This is a genomic window from Psychrobacillus sp. NEAU-3TGS (assembly GCF_029955155.1).
Lineage (GTDB): Bacteria > Bacillota > Bacilli > Bacillales_A > Planococcaceae > Psychrobacillus.
This window is the reverse complement of sequence record NZ_JAPNOZ010000001.1, coordinates 15,843-32,142: the sequence shown is the minus strand read 5'-3', so window position 1 is coordinate 32,142 and position 16,300 is coordinate 15,843. Positions and strand designations below refer to the sequence as shown.

Below are 16,300 nucleotides of genomic sequence, written 5' to 3'. Positions count from 1 at the left end.
GTAGCATAGGGATTTTTTGTGGCAGATTGTTGGAAGATTCTAGCCAACTTCTGTAGTATTAAATAGAGAAAACATATTGGCCTTCTCAGGATTGGCTAAAAAGGAGTTAAAATAATGAAGCAAAAATACGAAAAGATCTTCGAAAAATTTACTTTCCCATCAGGAGTAGAAGTAAAAAATCGAATAATGATTGCTCCGATGACGAACTATTCCTCCGAAGAAAGTGGGGAAGTTTCAGAAAGGGAACTAGCCTATTATAAAGAGCGATCTGGTGGGGTCGGAACATTCATCACTGCCTGTGCGTATGTAAGTAAAGACGGTAAAGGGTTTCCGGGACAATTTAGTATAGATGATGATCAATTCCTTCCAGGATTGAAAAAATTAGCACAGACTATTCAGTCCAACGGCACAAAAGCGATTATACAGATATATCATGGAGGCAGACAGTCGCCACCACAATTACTGCCAGACCGGCAACCTGTTTCAGCGAGTGCTATTGCTGCGGAAAATAAAGGAGCAATCACACCGAGAGAAATGACAGTGGATGAAATAAATCATACAATCGAAGCTTTTGGTGAGGCAACAAGAAGAGCTATTGAAGCGGGTTTTGATGGAGTTGAAATCCATGGGGCAAATACTTATTTATTGCAGCAATTCTTCTCACCACATTCCAATAGAAGAGAAGATGAGTGGGGAGGATCTCTTGAGAAAAGGATGAATTTTCCTTTAGCTATTGTAAATTCTGTACAAAAAGCAGTTAAGGAACACGCAAGTGCACCATTTGTCGTTGGTTACCGAATATCTCCAGAAGAAGGCAGCAACCCAGGGATTCAATTGGATGACACCCTTCAATTTATAGATAAGCTGGCAGATCAAGGACTAGACTATTTACATGTGTCTGTTAATCATTTCTGGAATGGCTCCTTCCGAGAAAAAGATAAAATCCAGTCAAGAATTATTAAGATACATGAAAAAATAGGAGACCGTGTTCCTGTAGTTGGAGTAGGTTCTTTGCATACACCGGATGAAGTGGTAGAAGCACTTGAAACTGGTGTCCCATTCATTGCGTTAGGTCGAGAGTTACTAATGGAGCCGAAGTGGATCGAGAAAGTCCAGGCAGGTGAGGAAGATCAAATACGTACAACGCTTTCTAGAAAAGCTCAAGAAGAATTAGTCATTCCAGATCCATTGTGGGACAGACTGATGAATGTAAAAGGCTGGTTGCCGGTAGAAGATTAAAAAACGCAAGGGATTCGTAATTTAGCGCTATCTAATTTATCATGGTAAAATCGAGGCAACGGATTATCAGGATGATTTGAAGAAAGAGGCTAAAATCTATGGAGTGTAGAGTGATTGGTATGTGGGGAGGATTTCCTAAAAAGAATGGTCCTTGTTCAGGATACTTAATTCAGCATGAGGACTTTTCATTGTTAATTGACTGTGGAAGCGGTGTTTTAACGGAATTACAAAATTATGCTGATTTAAATAATATTAATCATGTCATACTAACCCATTATCATTATGATCATTTCAGTGATATTGGAGCCTATTTATTTTCTAGATTGGTGAATACACATTTAGGTCGAGCAGATGAAGAATTATGTGTTTATGGGCCCAAGGACGAAGGCATGAAAAAGCAGGTAGAGGATGTTGCATATTCTAGATTTACTTCATTCAACGAGAAGAGTAGATTTGAAATCGGGCCATTCATCTGTACATTTATGAAAAACATTCACCCAGTAGAAACGTATAGTATAAAAATTGAATGTGACAGTAAAAGTATTATCTTTACATCTGATACTAGCTTTACGCCTGACTTAATTTCATTTGCAGCTAATAGCGATCTTCTTATCACAGAATGTAGCTTGTATGGAGGTATGGACGGAACAGCATCCGGTCATATGACGTCCGAGCATGCAGGAATACTGGCATATCAATCAAATGCAAAAAAGGTGTTATTAACCCATCTTCCACACTATGGCGATTTAAACGATTTAGTAGTTAGTGCAAAAAAACAAGGCAACGAAAATATTGTTTTGGCAGAGTCAGGGATGTTAATACAATTATAAAAGCTGATAGAATGAATGCTCTTTGGGGCATTTATTTTATCAGCTTTTTTACGAATTAAAGGGGCCTAACTAGCTGTTCATAACTTTCAGATCGGTCATACTTAATTCTTTAATATAGCTAGATAATTCATCTCGAAGATCCTTTTGCTGAAGTGCAAATGCGGTAAGATTATATTGAGCGCTCATATGGTTTCTAATCGTATAAGAATAAGTAACTATTTATATGAACTCTTGGATTGATAACTTTTTTCTTAATTTATGGAAAGTATATCCTTCGTCAGAATTTCTTTGATAGCCTGACAAGAGTTTTAAATAAATATGTTAGAAACGAATATTTTGGGGAAAAGAAATAGTGAATAGAACATTAGGAAGGTGAATGTGATGAAAAAAGAGTCGAATCATGAAAACGAATCCTCCAATCCAAAAGATCAAACAGTGGAACAAGGAAAGCCTAATGAGTTAAGTGACCAACAGAAAGAAGAACTCCAGGTGAAAGAAGGACAAAATAACCTTCACGTAGATGAACGTGGTGGGAATTAAGTTTACAAAGTTAATAGGATGAAATCCGTGACTCCGAGTAGGGTTACGGATTTTTTAAGAAGATAGGAAATATACATTTTTACTCATTATTGATCTAGCTTCAGCGCTTTACCTCTCGGTATCAAATGTAAAAAAGCTGCTTCTGCGTAAGCTCGTCGCAAACAAAATCGCTTGTGGTAGCTAAGGAGCTGCCTCCTTTGCTTGTAGGATGAAAGTCACGCAGTTGCTGCGACACCATGTCACAATCTTAGAATGTATTCCTCTAACATAGAAGCTCGCGCCAGTCTAAAAGAGTGCTCATGGACAGCTTCCATTAACCTTTACATAATATGGAGAAAAGAATGGATACTATATTTGTAAGCAAAAAGGAGTGATACGTATGGCGATATGTCCTTTATGTAATTCATTAAAAAAACTAGAAGTTTCTTGTCCAAATTGTGATAACCAGTTAGATGACTCGGGGAAGGTATCTGATTTTTTAGATCCATATGGACATTATAACGATGAAGAGACGGTGAAAATGGGGTATGGTTATCCAAATACAGCAAAAGATCAGATTTGTCCTCATTTAATGGTTTGTAATAATTGTGGATATGATGAAGTGAAGTTCATACAGGAAGAATAGATTATTGAAAGGCAACACCTGCTTGAATGGAAGTTGCCTTTTCCACTACTTTTTATTGGGACGTTCTTCTCTTTTATCTAGATTCCCGAACTCAGTATATAGGATGATTCCCTTGCTTAAGGCCTTATCAAAAAATCAAATACTCCTATTTTTATTGTAACGTGTCCTTTTGACTGGTATAATTTTTTTACTATTAACAACGAAGGGCCTATCTTTAATATGTATTTTATTACTAATTAACTAAAGGTGAGGTGATGTAATGGAAATTTACTATAATGAAAGTTCAACTTTAAATTCAAAGTTTAATAAAAATGATTTTGTTCGTTTTATTGAAAACTTTCCTGAACCGATATGTATATTGACTTTGAGAGAGAGACAATATCCAGATCGTTTTATATATGCTAACGAGGCTGCTGTTAAATTGACGGGTATGGAAATGCAAGATATCTGTTCATATAGTTGGGAAGATATGTTTGAGTTTCCTAGTGATTCAGCCTTGGAAGCTTTAGATGATGAGGATCAATCCGAGGTGCATAAGGCGGATACCACCACGCCATTAAAAAGAAATCTAGAAGGCAAAGCATTAAAAGTGGATGGACACGCAATTGAACTTGAAGATGGAGCACGCTATTTAATATTAACTATTATCGATGTAACTGAACATCAGGATACTCGAAATAAGCTAAAAAAATCAAAGAAAGAGTTTGAATCATTATTCTATTATAATCCTAATTTAGTTTTTACGATTAGTCCCGAGGGAAATATCACTAACTTCAATGAAGCGGGATTAAAGATCCTAAAATATTCGTTAGAGGAAAGTGTGGGAATGAGCTTTCGGGAATTGATTGTTCCTGAAGATCTCCCGCTTACAAGGGATTATTTTTTCGAAGTTCTAAAAGGAAAGACAGCAGAGTTTCAAATTTCGATTTTCGACAGTGAAGGTACAGTTTTACAGATCGATGTTACGGCAGTCCCTACAATATTAGATGGTGAAGTGGTGGAGGTTATAGTAATTGCTCGTGATATTACTGAACAGATTCGTATAGAGTCCCTTTTGAAGGAAAGTGAGCAAAGATATAGGGCATTATTTGATCACAACATCGATCCTGTTATCACCTTTGATTTGGAAGGGAAGTTTCTGGTCGTAAACAAGGCTACAGAGAAAATTCTTGGTGTTCCTGCTGAAGAATTGATTGGAAAACCTTTTCTTCCCTTTATAGAAAAACATAAACAACAAGAAACAATAGCTAACTTTCAAAAGGTTAAGAGTGGCCTTCCACATCAGTATGAGACTTCCTTGCATAACCCAAATGGTGAACAGGTTTTGCTACATATTACAGTCATCCCTTTATTCACCGAAAGAAAACTTACTGCAGTTCATTGTATAGGGAAAGACATTACGGACATTAAGCGTAATGAAGAAAAAGCAAATTATATGGCATATCATGATATGTTGACTGGAATAGGGAATCAGCGCTTGTTCCGAGAGGACCTGCGAAGAATAATAGGAAGTCAAACCTCAGAAAAGCTCACCTCAGCTGTTATACTAATAGACCTTGATCGCTTTAAGTTTATCAATGATTATCTTGGACATGAAATGGGTGATGCCCTATTACGACAGGTTTCGGAGCGTTTAGTAAAAATAATGGGGACAGATGGTACGGTTTACAGATATGCTGGAGATGAATTTACTATTATCATGCAACACATTGATGAAAATAAAGTCCATCAAAAAGCTCAAGCATTAGTTTCAGAAATAGGAGCACCTTTCGATATAGACGGTTTTGAAGCAATTTTAACTGCAAGTATGGGAATAAGTTTGTTCCCAAAACATGCAACAGATATAAAAGGCCTAATGAGGGCTTCTGACCATGCAATGTATTACGCCAAGCGACAGGGGCGCAACAATTATCAAATTTACAATACCCAAATAGAAGGACTCTCAAAGACAGATCTTCGCATGGAGACCCTACTTCATAAAGCAATTGATAAAAAGGAATTTGTTCTCTACTACCAGCCTCAATACGATGCAATTACACATGAAATTTCAGGGCTTGAAGCATTATTGCGTTGGAATAGCAAAGATTTAGGGATGGTTTCACCTATCGACTTTATCCCACTTGCAGAGGAAACTGGTATGATTGTACCGATTGGTGAATGGGTCATTCGAGAAGCTTGCAACCAAAACAAAGAATGGCAAAGACAAGGCTTGCCGCCAGTACCTGTATCGGTAAACCTTTCTTTACGGCAGTTTTATCAAACGGATCTAGTAGAAAAGATAGAGTTAATTTTAAAAGAAACAAAACTTCATCCCAAGTATTTGGAACTAGAAATTACGGAAACGATTGCGTTGCAACCCGATATCGCTATTCGGGTGTTAAATGAGCTCAAATCAATCGGTGTATTGATAGCAATGGATGACTTTGGCACAGGATATAGTTCCTTGAACTATATTCGGCGTTTTCCGATCGATCATCTCAAAATTGATAAAGCCTTTGTACAAGGAATACAACAGGATGAGGAAGACCGTAGTATTATTGCAACGATTATCGCACTTGGACATAACTTAAGTATGACAGTTATAGCTGAGGGAGTAGAAACAGAAGAGCAAGCAGATTTATTAAAAAAATATAATTGTGACATGTTCCAAGGATATTTGTTTAGTCGACCACTTTCTGCGGAAGAGATTCCAGTTATGTTTAAATAGGTTTAACCCGTTAATACATCGTCACAGTGGCCAGCAATGGCAGTGAACAAAATTATAATCATATATTTTCGAATCGAGAAGAAAATGTGAATGCAATTATTTTACCCTAAAAGCCGTTTAAGAAAGTAATAGTAAAAGAAGTGGGAAAATTAGATTGAATTTTCACCACTTCTTTTTATATCCATTTATACACTTTTTAAAAGTAAATAAATAAAATAAGGTGCTCCTAAAATGGAAACGACAATCCCTACAGGTAATTCCATTGGGGCAAAAATTATGCGACCTAATGTATCTGCTAACAGTAATAACAACGCACCAAGTAAAGCAGTTAATGGTAATACCTTCGCATGTCTGGCACCAACTAAGCGTCTAGCGATATGAGGGGCGATCAATCCTAAAAAAGTGATGCCGCCTCCTACTGATACACAGGCACCAGCCAATGCCACAGAAATAAATAAAAGAAACCGTCTCTCTCTTTCAATATTTGCACCAACTGCTATAGCAATAGAATCTCCTAATTTCAATACGTCTAACACGCGAGATTTATAAATAGCTATTGGTATAAGTACGACGAGCCATAATAGTAAAGTCCACACAAAAGTCCAGTTCGTACCCCAAATAGTTCCGGAAAGCCAGATGATCGCTTTCATAAAATTGATAGGCTCCATCTTCATTTGGAATATGATTAGACCAGCTCCAAATGCCGCATTAATACCAATACCAACAAGCAGTAACCGTGTTGGTGTTACTCGTCCATTTTTCCAAGACAAAGTATAAATAAGAAAAGCGGCTAAAAATGCACCACATAATGCGGCAATAGGCATTATGAATATAGACAACCAACCAGTAAAAAATGCTGTTCCTTGAAAGAAAAACATATACAGGACAATGGCAAATCCTGCACCAGCATTAATACCCAATATTCCCGGATCCGCTAAAGGATTTTGTGAAATACCTTGTAAAATGGCTCCTGATATAGCAATTCCCATTCCTACTAATAAAGCCATGAAAATTCTTGGTAAACGAAAATCAAATATTGTTAGTTCATTTGAAGGCGTTCCATTTCCTAATAATGTTGAGACAACCTCACTTAAAGGGATCTTAATATAACCTGCATTTATACTTATAAGAATAGAGAATATAATTAAGATGAATAGCGTAATAAGGAGTGTTTTATATTTTTTCTCATTTGTTGATAAAAAGTTCTGCATTATAATCCTCTCCCTTCTTTACGTGCTAGGTAGAGGAAGAATGGGACCCCGATGATCGCAGTTATAGCCCCAACTGGTGTTTCAAAAGGAGCATTGATCATCCGACCAATCATATCCGCTACGATCAGCAATAGGCCTCCTAAAACTGCAGAACAAGGAATAATCCATCTATAATCGACGCCCACAATGAACCTCGTAATATGAGGTATTACCAACCCAACAAACCCGATCATGCCCGCTATAGACACGGCGGCACCTGTTAATAGTAAAACAACAACCGTTCCTAAAAAACGAATAACTCCGGTACGTTGACCAAGGCCTTTTGCAATTTCCTCCCCTAAACTTAGAACGGAAATAGATCGAGAAAGAACTAAAGCCAATATAATCCCAGCAATGATAAAGGGTAATGCAAACTTAATATGCTGGGGCTGAACACTTGATACCCCGCCTGCATACCAATAACTTATATCTTTTGACACATTAAATTTAATCCCAATTGCAGTGGACAATGAACTAAGCAGTGATGTAATAGCAGAACCCGCTAGCGCCAGTTTTACTGTCGTCATTCCACCTTTAGCCATTGCAGTAATCCCGAATACTAAAGCAGCCCCTAAACCTGCACCGACAAATGAAAACATCATTAATCCCAAATAAGTAACACTCGGTACAACTGCCAAAGCAATCGCGATTAAGAAAGAAGACCCCGCTGTTACTCCCATGATAGAAGGGGAGGCAAGTGGGTTTCTTGTCATTCCTTGCATAATAGCACCTGAAATAGCGAGCGCTGCACCTACAAAAATTGCAGCAATTGCACGAGGTATTCTTAATTCCCGAATAATGATATGAGATGAATTTTCTTTATCAAAATGAAAAAGTGCATCCCAAATAATGTGAGCACTTTGATTCGTAGCGCCAAGATTGATCGACAAGAAAACAATTAGTATCAATAAAGCAATACCAATAATAATGATGGTCATGCTTATATAAGGATGTTTATTGTTCTGAAAGGGTTCCTTCTCTACCTTTGTATTCATATGTACGTTAATCTCCAGTTTTATAAATAGTAGTTGACAAATTATATTTTATGTATTCTAATTGAAACCGAGAATCATTATCAACGAAAATAGTATAGCATACTTTTAGGAGGATTTATATGTTCAGTATATTAAATAAAAAGAAATCATTACAATTAGTGGGAGTAGGAATGTTAGCGCTAACACTTGCTGCTTGTGGGGAAGAAAAAGCAAGTGAAAAACCGACTTCAACAGAGCAAAATGAACAACAGTCAACTGACACAGGGGAAGCAGAAGTATCTACTCGTACAGTAACAGATGCAATGGGTAACGAAGTAGTTATACCAGCTCATCCTGAACGTGTACTTGCTACATATTTGGAAGATAACCTAGTTGCACTTGGTATTAAACCAGTGGCACAGTGGAGTGTAAAAGATGGAGCTAACATACAAGAATATTTACAAGGGGAATTAAATGGTATTCCTACAATTCCACATGATTTACCATTCGAAGCTGTTCAAGAAGTAGCACCAGATTTGATCATTATGGATTCTGCAAGCATGGTGGAAGGTGGAAAATACGAGCAATATAGTAAAATCGCACCGACCTATGTAATCGGGACAGAAGTGAATAATGATTGGCGAGACGAATTACTACGTGTTGGAGAAGTGTTTGATAAAAAAGAGGAAGCACAAAAAGCGCTCGATAACTACGATGCAAAAGCTGCAGAAGCAAAAGAAACGATTGAAAAGGAGGTTGGTAATCCTTCCGTAGCTGCCATTTGGTTAGTAGGTGGCAAGTTCTTTATCGTAAGTGAAACACTTTCTAGTGGAGCGGTAATGTATGGTGATTTAGGGCTAAAAGTACCTGATGTAGTGAAGGAAATATCAGCAAGTGCTACTGGAAACTGGAGCGAGATTTCTTTAGAGAAACTGGTAGAGTTGGATGCAGAATATTTATTCCTCATCGATAGTGATAAGGAAAGTGGTTCGGCAGCTTTGAGCGAGGCTTTATGGAATAGTGTCCCTGCTGTAAAAGCTGGCAATGTATATGAGTTTTCACGAGATGAAAGTTGGTTATACACTGGTGAAATCGCAAATAGTCAAATGATCGATAACATTTTAAAAAGCCTAGTGAAATAAGAAAAAAAGCTTGTCCTAAAAATTGGTATTCGCCGATTTTTAAGACAAGCTTTATTTGTTTTAATAACCAACCCAGCCAATTGAGGCGATAAAGTATAAAATGATGGAACCAAGCACTATCCAAAGTGCAAATAGAGGTATCATAAACTTTATCCAAGAACCAAAGTTTGCTTTAGCTAATGCAATCGCACCCATCGTAGCACCTAATGTTGGAATGATTAGATTTCCTAAACCACCGCCAAATTGGATAGCTGTGACCAGTACTTGGTCCGTCATACCTAACATACCTGCAACAGGTTGTAAAATCGGCATCATAACACCGCTCATACCGGATCCAGATGGAACGAGGAAGTTAAAGATTGTCGCCACAATGAAAATAATAATAGCTGTCATACCACTTGAAAAGTCATTCAATGAACCTGTCAAACCATTCACGATTGTACCAAGTATATTTCCCTTCTCAAGAATGATACTTACTGTTCGAGCAAGTACAATAACAATTGCGACAATCGTTATATCCTGCACTCCTTTCGAGAATGCGAGAATCATATCTTCTGTCTTCTTTCTTTTTAAGAGAAAGCAAGTGACAAATGCTATACCAAATACAGTAATAACAGCGCCATTCCCGTACTTTGCTGGCCATCCGAGAACAGTATTTCCATATGCTAGAATAATGGGTGCTATAATAATTATAGCCACTACTAGAAAGTCTTTCCATTCAACTTTCCCATTTTTCTCTATAGAAACATTTTGATCCTCATCTAATTCTGTCAGCCATTTTGTATCAGACATCGCGCTCTTTAGTGGATTATTTTTTACGCGGTTTGTATAAAATACCACATACACCGCAGTGACAATGACGAAAAATATGAACATAATTGTTCTTTCTAGATAACCTGAGTAAAGCGGAATGCCGGCAAACAATTGAGCAATCTGTGCTTCCCCAGATGGAGCAATAGAAAAAGCTAGAAATAACGGCAAAAAGGTTACTGCTAATGCTGAGATAGGATCTAATCGTAATTTACGAGTTAAAATGACTCCTAGTGTAACAAAGACAATCATCATATCCCCGCCGATGAAGAACCCGATAAAGGACATTAATAAGAACAAACCTAAAACCAAAATATTGGAACCGGCTTTTTCAAACTTGTTAATGAGCATGGAAATAACGTTATTAACCGAATCCAACATGAAAATCCCGCCTAAAAAACCACCGATAAATAAAAGTAATATAGCGACAGGGCTTGCTGCAATACCACCTTCTAAAATGAGTGTAATTGCTAAAATTGGATTGACAGGTGTTTGTTCTACGGCATGATAGGATCCTGCGATTAGTTTCTTATCTTCGGTGTATTCAAACCCTCCAGCAGGTATAATATACGTCAATAAACAAGCGAACATCATAATTAACAGCATCATTACTAATACATTTGGCAATTTAAACTGCAATTTCCTTAAGTAACTTTTCTTCGCTTTTTCTTCTCGTATTTCCACAGCGTTCATCCAAATCACCCTTTCAAGTTTTTACACTCATCTTTTTAATTAAAATCCGAATTGCGCTAGCAATTCATGTACGTCTTTTTCTGCAACTGTATAAGTAATAGTTCCTTTATAATCAAGGAAATCTAGCGCATATTGTACAGTCGATGTGACGCCAACTGTTAAAGCAGATTCATCGATATCAAAATGCTCATTGTGATGTTCGGCACCCATTCCTTGTTCTTCGTTTTGCACACCTAGAAAAGCAAAAACTCCAGGGAAATACTTTAAGTAAAAACTAAATGATTCCGATGCCATCCAGGCGGGTATAGTCGCTAATGCCTCTTTGCCGAGCGTTTGTTCTATTGCCGCAGTTGCAATTCCAGCGCATGTTGCTTCATTCATAACAACTAGATCAGAGACGACTGGCTCCATTTTGTATTCAAAAGTGCAGCTATGCATGTCACTAACATGTGTTAATAAATCCTTAAAAACATCAATAGCTTGCTCTCCTTGCTCTGTATTCAAATAACGAAATGATCCTGCAAACTCTAGTGTATCTGGAATGATATTGAGTGCAGATCCTGCCTGAACAATTCCAAGGGAATACGTAATCGTTTCAAACGGACTTAATCGACTATGACGCATATTGCGTAATGCCTGGTAAAAATCAACAAAACAATCCACTGGTGACACAGCTAAATCGGGGCGTGAACCGTGGCCGGCTTTACCTTTCAGTACAACTCTAAATCCTGAGGCAGCTGCCATACGTGGGCCAGCATCAACGGAAATTTTTCCTGCTTGTAAATCTGATTTCAAGTGAATTCCCCAAATACCATCTGCACCAATTTGATGGAGCCTGTTTAATAGATTTTTAATACCGCCACCCATTTCTTCACCTTGTTCGAAGGCAAGAATAATCGCCCCCGCGATTTGTTCTCTCTTCGACGACAGTATTTTTGCGGCACCAAGTAACATCGCGGTATGTGCATCATGTCCACATGTATGTGCAGCATTTGGTATGGTAGATGTAATCGCTTTCTTTTGTTTTAAGTTAAAGAGACTTTCTTTCATTGGCAAAGCATCTAAATCAGCACGCAAAATAAGTGTCCTACCTGGCTGTGCTCCGTGTATAAAACCAATGATGCCACCATCTGGTACTATTTCATAAGGAATCCCCATATTGGATAGTTCCTCTGTTACAACATTCATTGTCCGCACCTCTTGTAAGCCAATCTCAGGGTGTCTATGCAAATCACGTCGGATATCTATCACATATTGTTCGATGGATGCAACCGTCTCACTCAATTTCATCATAAGCCCTCCCTTATTTAAAGTTTAGTAATTGTGTTGGTACTTCTTATTTCATTTCAACACCTCCAAAGCAAACAGCACCCCTGTTATTTAAAAATAGTTTACCACCTAAACTATAGATGCACAATATTATTTTTAGATAATTCTGACTTTATTTATTGAAATATTATAACGAAAAGGTGCTTTAGATTATTAAGCTTGTAAACAAAAATATTGGAAAATTTTTTTAAAACTAAAGTATGGGTAGGAAATACTTTATTTTTTATTGATTATTATAGATTCTGTTTATCAAATGTAAGATTTTTATATAATATAGTTAAATAAATTTCGAAGGATGATGAAATCATGGATATAATCGATGCGAAAATTCTAGAAGTGTTAAAGCAAAACGGAAGATCCACAGCTTCTGACATTAGCAAAAAAGTGAACCTCTCCATTCCTGCTGTATCGGAGCGAATCAGAAAATTAGAAGAAGCAAACGTAATTGAACAATATACAGTGAAAATAAACCGTGAAAAAATGGGCTATAAATTGTTAGCGATTATTTTTGTGAATATCGATCATACAGCGAATATCCGACAATTCAGAGAAGCGATTGTTCAGTTTTCCGAAGTGATGGAATGCCATCATATGGCGGGAGAATATGATTATATGTTAAAGGTGCTAGTAGAAGATACAGCCCAATTAGAATTTTTCCTAAGTGAAAAACTAAAATCGATTCGAGGAGTTCAAACTTCGAACACTTTAATAGTGCTATCTACATTAACTGAGAAATTAAATAGGTAGGAGAATAGCAGATGATTTGGAAAGGTTTTCGATTTGGAATGTTTTTGCAAGTTGCTGTTGGACCAATCTGTTTGTTTATTTTTCAAACTTCAGCCACTTCTGGATTTGTTGCAGCAGAAACAGGTGTATTGGGGGTAGCTATAATTGATGGTTTCTATATACTTGCAGCAATTTTCGGAATAGGAAAGATGCTAAATAAATACCCGAATGTGAAAGAGGTCATTCGTTATTTTGGAGCAGCAGTCCTTGTTCTGTTCGGTTTAAGTAATATTTTAGGAGTTTTTGGGTTTTCGATTATCCCAAGTTTAAATTTTCACGCTGAACAAAGTGTAGAAGTAATATTTGTTCAAACACTTGTTTTAACACTTTCCAATCCACTAACGATTCTATTTTGGGCAGGTGTTTTGTCTACGAAACTAGTAGAAGAAGATTTTAAGCGAAAGGATACGTATTCCTTTGGTCTTGGTGCGGTGTTAGCCACTTTCTTTTTTCTAACGATCATTTCTATTTTAGGGACTTTTCTATTAATTTTTTTAGAGCCAGTTGTTCTGAAAGGATTAAATGTGATCGTAGGGATTGTGTTGGTAGCGTTTGGAATACGAACAACAGTCAAATAGAAATCCAGGCAGAAACAATTTAGTTTGCCTGGATTTTATTTTGAGTAATTGCTTAAAGCCTACACATATCTCGAATCATTCGTAATTGCCATAGCTTGCTCGATTTTCTGTGCTGTTTCTTTTAGTAATGGCAAGAATTCATCACGCAGTATTTCTCTAGAAATACGCCCTGCGTGAACAGAACAGTTAAAGGCAGCGAAGACTTTGCCAGTTCCATCACGTAGAGGGACGGCAATAGAACGTAGCCCCTCTTCTAGTTGTTGGTCGACACCACCCCAACTTTGCTTCCGCACATCCTCTAATATAGAGAGTAATTGTTCTTTATCCACAATTGTTTTGTCCGTAAACTTCTCGAAGTCCATTGCATCTAAGTACTTTTCTAGCTTCTCCTTTGGTAAATATGCTAAAAGAACATGCCCCATAGATGTTGCGTAAGCTGGTAGGCGCGAGCCAACGTCTAAATTGATAGACATAATTCGTTTAGTAGAAACGCGTGCCACGTAAATAATATCTGTCCCATCCAAGATTGAAATGGAGCATGATTCTCCTGTTTGATTGACAAAGTCACGCATAAATGAGTGCGCGATACTCCAGCTATTATTGGATGATAAGTAAGCATAACCCAAAGAAAGTGTACGAGCTGTCAATGTAAACACACTGTTGTTGGATTCTGCAAAACCAAGATGCTCAAGCGTCAATAATATCCTGCGAGCGGTAGGTCTGCTAAGTCCAGTTAGTTTAGAAACATCACTTATTGTAAGTGCTTGGTTCTCCTGTGAGAAAGCCTGTATTACTTGTAGACCACGTTCTAATGATTGTATGTAGTCTCCTGACTGTTTGAAATTATCTAATTTTTCTATTGACAAGTATATTACCCCTTATGATAAAATGAATTTGTACGAATAAGATATTTATGTACGTATATCGTACATAATTCAAACGTTTTTTGCAAGTATTATTTTCATAATTTTTAATTTTTTAATAAAAATGAATGCGCTTACAAACGAGATGGGGAAAGTAATCAAATTTGAGGGGGAAATTATAATGGCAGAAGTAGCGGTAAAAAATGCAAGAGTATTAGAGGCTTATGAAGGATTCGTAAAACATATGAAAGCGTTTTTAGATGAGCAACAGTTTAATCATGAGGAATATACAAACTTCGTAAAATGGGCGGATCGTTTAGGTAGAAGTGGTGAAATTCCATTGTTCTTAGATGTTTTTGTAGAGACATATGTATTGGAAGCAAAATATAAAAATTCTCCAGGAACAGAGCCATCTTTACTTGGACCTTACTATGAAGAAAACTCACCTGTACTAGAAGGATCTAAAGTAGTTATTCCGCAGCGTCCTAATGAGCCAGGGGACAAATTGAAATTTTTCGGAAACGTTAGCTCTGTAAATGGACCGATTGGAAAAACGAAAGTTGAATGGTGGCAAGACGATGCAGATGGATTATATTCTAACTATGATTCTACTGCACCAGAGTTCAATTTAAGAGGACAGTTCTTCACAGATGAGAATGGAGATTTTGAAGTAGAGTCGATTGTTCCAATTCCATATCAAATTCCAACAAATGGTCCTACTGGTGAATTTACATTTGCTGCAGGATACCATGCATACCGTCCTGCGCATATTCATATCAAGTTCGAGCATGGAGGACATGAAACGTTAATAACACAAGTGTTCTTTGAGGGAGACCAATGGTTAGAAACAGATGTTGCTGGTGGTGTTCGTTCATCCCTTACAACTAAGCTGATTGATAAAGGTGACCATAAAGAAGCTAGCTTAAACTTTGTTATGCGAACTGAATAAACCAATAATTCTATAGCTATCGAGTATATCTTGATAGCTATTTTTATTAGACTTTTTAAAATACTTTGGTATGATAAAAATATAAATGTACGTATAAGGTAAATTTGTACGCATTACGTACCGAATGAGGTGGGAAAATGGAACTTTACAAAGTAAATGTTCATGGAAATTCTATTCAAGTCGCTGATTATCCAGGGGAAAAGGGACCGATTATTGCAATCCATGGGCTAACTGGCACGCATAGGAGCATGCATTACTATGCAGAAAAGTTAAAAGGAGAGTATCGTTTTATTACTGTTGATTTGCGTGGTCGTGGAAATAGTGATGAGACAGATGCAGAACCTTCTATTTTCAAACATGCAGAAGATATGATCGGTTTAATAAATGAGTTAAAAATTGAAAATCCAATTCTATTAGGATATTCAATGGGTGCTTTTATATCGGCAATTGTTGCGAGTCGATTGCATTCAGTACAAGGTCTAATATTACTAGATGGTGCTGCAAAAGCCACAGAACATCAACGAGCGATTGTACAACCATCCTTAGGAAGAATTAGCAGAGAGTTTACGTCAAAGGAACATTACGTAGAAGAAATAAAAAAAATATATACGAACTTAGGCGTCCAGTGGAATGAAGTATTACAAGAAACAGTCGAATACGAGGTAGGACCAGTAGATGATCACTGGGAAAATAAATCGACAGAAGCAAGAATAGTTGCTGATTTTAATAGCTTCTATACCTTTAGTCCAAAAGTGATTTGTTCACAAATTGAATGTCCAGTATTGCTCGTTTATGCAAAAGGCAATATCGGTCCGATGCCACCGCTTTTTTACATAACAGATTATGAAGAAACTAGGGAGTATACAAAGCAAATCGAAACAGTTGTCTCGGAATGTAACCATTACACAATGGTGTTTGAAAAACGGGAGGATATAAATAGCTATATAGAAACATTCTTAGCGAAAATTAAATAGGGGTGGAAATG

General features: G+C 37.1%; 15 protein-coding genes. 10 read left to right on the top strand and 5 right to left on the bottom strand.

The genetic code is table 11. The features are described from left to right. Nucleotides 1-114: 114 nt before the first annotated feature. The 5 genes from OR571_RS00160 (at nucleotide 115) to OR571_RS00140 (ending at nucleotide 5,941) form a co-directional block, all read left to right on the top strand. Nucleotides 115-1,239, top strand: a complete 1,125-nt coding sequence (locus OR571_RS00160) for an NADH-dependent flavin oxidoreductase (RefSeq protein WP_282240882.1) — start codon at nucleotides 115-117, stop codon at nucleotides 1,237-1,239. A gap of 98 nt (nucleotides 1,240-1,337) precedes the next feature. Further along, nucleotides 1,338-2,069, top strand: coding sequence for an MBL fold metallo-hydrolase (locus tag OR571_RS00155; RefSeq protein WP_282240881.1), 732 nt, complete (start codon nucleotides 1,338-1,340; stop codon nucleotides 2,067-2,069). 381 nt (nucleotides 2,070-2,450) lie between these two features. After that, nucleotides 2,451-2,609: a hypothetical protein gene (locus OR571_RS00150; RefSeq protein WP_282240880.1), complete on the top strand. Its 159-nt coding sequence runs from the start codon at nucleotides 2,451-2,453 to the stop codon at nucleotides 2,607-2,609. Between the two features lie 379 nt (nucleotides 2,610-2,988). Beyond that, on the top strand, nucleotides 2,989-3,234 hold the full coding sequence (locus OR571_RS00145) for a hypothetical protein (RefSeq protein WP_282240879.1): 246 nt from the start codon (nucleotides 2,989-2,991) through the stop codon (nucleotides 3,232-3,234). Nucleotides 3,235-3,493: 259 nt separating this feature from the next. Next, the gene (locus tag OR571_RS00140) at nucleotides 3,494-5,941 is read left to right on the top strand and encodes a sensor domain-containing protein (RefSeq protein WP_282240878.1); all 2,448 of its coding nucleotides are present in this window, start codon (nucleotides 3,494-3,496) and stop codon (nucleotides 5,939-5,941) included. Nucleotides 5,942-6,126: 185 nt separating this feature from the next. On the opposite strand, the gene OR571_RS00135 is transcribed toward OR571_RS00140, so the two are convergent. Both OR571_RS00135 and OR571_RS00130 read right to left on the bottom strand, forming a co-directional pair. Then, a complete protein-coding gene (locus OR571_RS00135) occupies nucleotides 6,127-7,152 on the bottom strand; it encodes a FecCD family ABC transporter permease (RefSeq protein WP_282240877.1) in 1,026 nt (341 codons plus the stop codon). Further along, nucleotides 7,152-8,186, bottom strand: a complete 1,035-nt coding sequence (locus tag OR571_RS00130; RefSeq protein ID WP_282240876.1) for a FecCD family ABC transporter permease — start codon at nucleotides 8,184-8,186, stop codon at nucleotides 7,152-7,154. Before OR571_RS00130 ends, OR571_RS00135 begins: the two co-directional genes overlap by 1 nt. Nucleotides 8,187-8,305: 119 nt before the next feature. Here OR571_RS00130 and OR571_RS00125 point away from each other — a divergent pair, with 119 nt between their 5' ends. Next, nucleotides 8,306-9,307 carry an ABC transporter substrate-binding protein gene (locus OR571_RS00125; RefSeq protein WP_282240875.1) on the top strand — a complete coding sequence of 334 codons (1,002 nt, stop codon included), beginning with the start codon at nucleotides 8,306-8,308 and terminating at the stop codon, nucleotides 9,305-9,307. 60 nt (nucleotides 9,308-9,367) lie between these two features. Here OR571_RS00125 and OR571_RS00120 read toward each other — a convergent pair whose 3' ends face one another. Both OR571_RS00120 and OR571_RS00115 read right to left on the bottom strand, forming a co-directional pair. Beyond that, nucleotides 9,368-10,810, bottom strand: coding sequence for a Na+/H+ antiporter NhaC family protein (locus tag OR571_RS00120; RefSeq protein ID WP_282240874.1), 1,443 nt, complete (start codon nucleotides 10,808-10,810; stop codon nucleotides 9,368-9,370). Between the two features lie 39 nt (nucleotides 10,811-10,849). Beyond that, nucleotides 10,850-12,100 carry an amidohydrolase gene (locus OR571_RS00115; RefSeq protein WP_282240873.1) on the bottom strand — a complete coding sequence of 417 codons (1,251 nt, stop codon included), beginning with the start codon at nucleotides 12,098-12,100 and terminating at the stop codon, nucleotides 10,850-10,852. Nucleotides 12,101-12,445: 345 nt separating this feature from the next. Here OR571_RS00115 and OR571_RS00110 point away from each other — a divergent pair, with 345 nt between their 5' ends. Together OR571_RS00110 and OR571_RS00105 are read left to right on the top strand one after the other, a co-directional pair. Next, on the top strand, nucleotides 12,446-12,886 hold the full coding sequence (locus OR571_RS00110) for an Lrp/AsnC family transcriptional regulator (protein WP_282240872.1): 441 nt from the start codon (nucleotides 12,446-12,448) through the stop codon (nucleotides 12,884-12,886). Nucleotides 12,887-12,897: 11 nt separating this feature from the next. After that, nucleotides 12,898-13,503 (top strand): LysE/ArgO family amino acid transporter, encoded by a 606-nt coding sequence (locus OR571_RS00105; protein WP_282240871.1) that lies wholly within the window; start codon nucleotides 12,898-12,900, stop codon nucleotides 13,501-13,503. A gap of 59 nt (nucleotides 13,504-13,562) precedes the next feature. On the opposite strand, the gene OR571_RS00100 is transcribed toward OR571_RS00105, so the two are convergent. After that, entirely contained in the window at nucleotides 13,563-14,369 is an 807-nt protein-coding gene (locus OR571_RS00100) for an IclR family transcriptional regulator (RefSeq protein WP_282240870.1), read from the bottom strand. A 178-nt stretch (nucleotides 14,370-14,547) separates the two neighbouring features. On the opposite strand from OR571_RS00100, the gene OR571_RS00095 reads away from it, so the two are divergent. Both OR571_RS00095 and OR571_RS00090 read left to right on the top strand, forming a co-directional pair. Continuing rightward, entirely contained in the window at nucleotides 14,548-15,315 is a 768-nt protein-coding gene (locus OR571_RS00095; RefSeq protein WP_282240869.1) for a dioxygenase family protein, read from the top strand. Nucleotides 15,316-15,452: 137 nt separating this feature from the next. Next, the gene (locus OR571_RS00090; RefSeq protein ID WP_282240868.1) at nucleotides 15,453-16,289 is read left to right on the top strand and encodes an alpha/beta fold hydrolase; all 837 of its coding nucleotides are present in this window, start codon (nucleotides 15,453-15,455) and stop codon (nucleotides 16,287-16,289) included. The last annotated feature ends 11 nt before the right edge of the window (nucleotides 16,290-16,300 follow it).

Excerpts from the sequence above, each read along its gene's own strand:
- OR571_RS00135 (WP_282240877.1), bottom strand. The coding sequence starts at position 7,152 with ATGCAGAACTTTTTATCAACAAATGAGAAAAAATATAAAACACTCCTT.
- OR571_RS00110 (WP_282240872.1), top strand. The coding sequence starts at position 12,446 with ATGGATATAATCGATGCGAAAATTCTAGAAGTGTTAAAGCAAAACGGA.
- OR571_RS00090 (WP_282240868.1), top strand. The coding sequence starts at position 15,453 with ATGGAACTTTACAAAGTAAATGTTCATGGAAATTCTATTCAAGTCGCT.
- OR571_RS00125 (WP_282240875.1), top strand. The coding sequence starts at position 8,306 with ATGTTCAGTATATTAAATAAAAAGAAATCATTACAATTAGTGGGAGTA.
- OR571_RS00130 (WP_282240876.1), bottom strand. The coding sequence starts at position 8,186 with ATGAATACAAAGGTAGAGAAGGAACCCTTTCAGAACAATAAACATCCT.
- OR571_RS00105 (WP_282240871.1), top strand. The coding sequence starts at position 12,898 with ATGATTTGGAAAGGTTTTCGATTTGGAATGTTTTTGCAAGTTGCTGTT.
- OR571_RS00145 (WP_282240879.1), top strand. The coding sequence starts at position 2,989 with ATGGCGATATGTCCTTTATGTAATTCATTAAAAAAACTAGAAGTTTCT.
- OR571_RS00155 (WP_282240881.1), top strand. The coding sequence starts at position 1,338 with ATGGAGTGTAGAGTGATTGGTATGTGGGGAGGATTTCCTAAAAAGAAT.
- OR571_RS00095 (WP_282240869.1), top strand. The coding sequence starts at position 14,548 with ATGGCAGAAGTAGCGGTAAAAAATGCAAGAGTATTAGAGGCTTATGAA.
- OR571_RS00115 (WP_282240873.1), bottom strand. The coding sequence starts at position 12,100 with ATGAAATTGAGTGAGACGGTTGCATCCATCGAACAATATGTGATAGAT.
- OR571_RS00140 (WP_282240878.1), top strand. The coding sequence starts at position 3,494 with ATGGAAATTTACTATAATGAAAGTTCAACTTTAAATTCAAAGTTTAAT.
- OR571_RS00160 (WP_282240882.1), top strand. The coding sequence starts at position 115 with ATGAAGCAAAAATACGAAAAGATCTTCGAAAAATTTACTTTCCCATCA.
- OR571_RS00120 (WP_282240874.1), bottom strand. The coding sequence starts at position 10,810 with ATGAACGCTGTGGAAATACGAGAAGAAAAAGCGAAGAAAAGTTACTTA.
- OR571_RS00150 (WP_282240880.1), top strand. The coding sequence starts at position 2,451 with ATGAAAAAAGAGTCGAATCATGAAAACGAATCCTCCAATCCAAAAGAT.